The following is a 2664-nucleotide window of genomic DNA, read 5'->3' on the forward strand; positions in this document are numbered from 1 at the left end:
GCCTGGAGTTTCTACATTTTCTCAAGCGTCGGCAGCCTGAACGAGAGCCGGATCCGTGATTGTGAACCCGAACGGGGCGAGCAATTCCGGCTGCTGTGTCATTTCCTTGCGCAGAAGCGTGATGAGATCCAAACAAGAGGGCCGGCGAGCCTTGCGGCGCCACTTGGGGAGTTCGGCATATGCCTTTCCACGCTCAGCGCCGAAGGCCTGCAGCGAAGCCAGCAGCACAGCACTATAGGAAGCCACCGCCAGGACCGGTTGTTTGGGCACAGAAGTAGCGTTCCATAGCTGCGCTTGCCCGACCCCCAGGGTGTCCTTCTCTTCGCGGTGATTGACCTCGATCTGCCAGCGATCGAAATAGATTTGCAGCAACTGCTTGAGAGAACTGTGCAGGTCGCTGGTCAACAGGTACGCCGGTTGGCGATAGTACAACTTTTTGCTCTTACTCTTGCGATACGGAGTGGGTGCAATGACAATGAGGCGAAGCGGGAGCCGTCCGGCGCCACCCTGCCAGTACACACCGACAACCTCTTTATAGCGGACCTTGCGCCGTTTGCCGCCATAGAAGATTTTGGTGGTCTTCCAGTCGCGACTGTCGTCTTGGCGCACTTCTTCGGGGGTAAACTTCTCTTCCCCATAAAACCGGCGCGAACCGTCAGTGGCGGGAAGACATAGTTTGGCGTCTTTGCGGGCCCGGACCAGGAGCACAGAACGTTCTGGAATGTCTCGAAAGCAGGTGCGATTGCAAAAACTGCCATCGCCAGCCAACACCAGGATCTTGTCGCCGCCTCCGGCCTGATCCATCTCCTGCCGTAGTTGTTTACCCATCTCAACAAAGCTGCGCGAAAGGTTATGCTGTTTCGCAGCGTCCCGATACTGTTTCTTCATCTCCTCGGTAGCTTTCCTGCCCGGTCGCTTGACACGCGAGACCTCCTCAAAGCGAACCGGCACGGCGCGCGCGCCGACTGCCGAATTGCGGTGCAGCGGCAGCAGGAGCGAAGCCTGTAGAAAGCGCAACCCCAACAACAGATTCATATGGAAGGGCGGTGACAACGGATCGCGTTGATAGAACGCTTGCGGGATGCAGCGTCCGGTCTTGCGCAAGCGGGTATCGTCGAGAGCCACGCCAACCAGGCGTTGCGGGCAATGAGTCAAGGCGCGTTTCAGGATGGGGCGGAACAATTCCTGCGGCTCCCACTGGCAGCGCGAGTGAAGGAAATACTCCGCGCTCCAACTGCGGTTCTGGCCGCCGTTGGTCCAAATGATGCGAGTGAGGCAGCGCCGCCCCAGGCAGACCAGTGATCCCAGGGCTTGGCGCACGCCACGGACAAAGGTGCGCTGTTGGGGAAAGACGTCACGCCAGTCCTGAACAATGGAGAGGAATTCGGCGAGGAGGCTCATCGCGCCTCCGGCCGGAGGGAGAAGGTATTCTTCTCGGGGCGCAGGAAGCGATCGCCGCGGGCCACCTTTTTGGTGAGCGAGGAGACGAGGCTTTCGCGATCGATGGTCACGCCGAACTGGGTTTGGATGCGGTCCAGGATGTCGGAGACATGGAGAGGGGAGCGGGCTTTCTTGAGTATGTCGAAGGCCATATCCACTTGTGACAGACCTTTACGGGGGCGTGGCTCTGGGGGAGAGGGGTTGTCATGGCGGAGGCGGCGGACGGCACGGAGCTGGGCGTCGAGAGAAGCTTCAAACACACCGAGGATGAGATCTTTAGTGTCATCGTTCATGGGGGTCTCCTGAGCATAGAGGCTCAGGACCAGGATGGCATAGTCAGGTCGGTCTGTCAATACAATAATGAACCGACCGACTCATTTTCGAAAGCGTCACGGCTCAGCCATGAGGAGGGGATAAAACAAATTGGCTCGAAAATGTAGAAACTCCAGTCGCAGGTCAGAGACCTGCGCTACGGTTGCGGATCGACCATGCCGGGGAATCAGGCAACAAGCGGCAGATCAAGTCACCCTCCAACCGCTACAATGTGGAACATGTCCGTGAGCCCCCACGCCGGCAAGCCGCCGCTGCCTTCCATGATCCCCAACGTCCCGCGCATTGTCTCCGCCTATTACACCGGCAAGCCCGATGCATCCGTTCGCGAGCAGCGCGTTTCCTTCGGTACGTCCGGCCATCGGGGAGCTTCACTGCTCAACAGCTTCAACGAAGCACACATCCTGGCAGTAACGGAAGCCATTTGCCGCTACCGCAAAACCCAGGGCGCCACCGGCCCACTCTATCTCGGCGCGGACACGCACGCACTCAGCGAACCGGCATCGGTGAGCGCGCTCGAAGTCCTGGCCGCGCACGGAGTCGATGTCTGCATTGATCAGGACCTGGGCTTCACCCCCACGCCAGTCATCTCCCGCGCCATCCTTGCCTACAACCAGAACCGCACTACCGGTCTCGCCGACGGCATTGTCATTACACCTTCGCACAATCCCCCCGAAGACGGTGGTATCAAGTACAATCCTCCACACGGCGGTCCCGCCGGCACGGACATTACCAAGACCGTGGAAGAGCAGGCCAACGTGTTTCTCGCCGACGGACTCGAAGGCGTCTCCCGCATCCCCTATTCCCAGGCACTGCGCGCCGCAACCACTCATCGTTTCGATTACATTTCCTCCTATGTCAACGAACTGGGCTCCGTGCTGGACCTGGACGCCA

At 59.4% G+C, this 2664-nt stretch carries 3 protein-coding genes; 1 reads left to right on the plus strand and 2 read right to left on the minus strand.

The window, feature by feature from the left end; all coding sequences use genetic code 11:
- Window positions 1–21 precede the first annotated feature (21 nt).
- Window positions 22–1401 carry a transposase gene (locus tag HY010_17850; protein ID MBI3477599.1) on the minus strand — a complete coding sequence of 460 codons (1380 nt, stop codon included), beginning with the start codon at window positions 1399–1401 and terminating at the stop codon, window positions 22–24.
- Window positions 1398–1733, minus strand: a complete 336-nt coding sequence (locus HY010_17855; protein MBI3477600.1) for a winged helix-turn-helix domain-containing protein — start codon at window positions 1731–1733, stop codon at window positions 1398–1400. The genes HY010_17850 and HY010_17855 overlap by 4 nt, the downstream gene beginning before the upstream one ends.
- Window positions 1734–1991: 258 nt before the next feature.
- Here HY010_17855 and HY010_17860 point away from each other — a divergent pair.
- Window positions 1992–2664 (plus strand): phosphoglucomutase, alpha-D-glucose phosphate-specific (locus HY010_17860; GenBank protein ID MBI3477601.1); only part of this gene is annotated, 673 nt, incomplete at its 3' end.

It is taken from the genome of Acidobacteriota bacterium, assembly GCA_016196065.1.
GTDB lineage: Bacteria > Acidobacteriota > Terriglobia > Terriglobales > Acidobacteriaceae > Acidiflorens.

Bases quoted from the DNA above. Each gene is read 5' to 3' on its own strand.
- HY010_17850 (MBI3477599.1), bottom strand. From the start codon at position 1,401: ATGAGCCTCCTCGCCGAATTCCTCTCCATTGTTCAGGACTGGCGTGAC.
- HY010_17855 (MBI3477600.1), bottom strand. From the start codon at position 1,733: ATGAACGATGACACTAAAGATCTCATCCTCGGTGTGTTTGAAGCTTCT.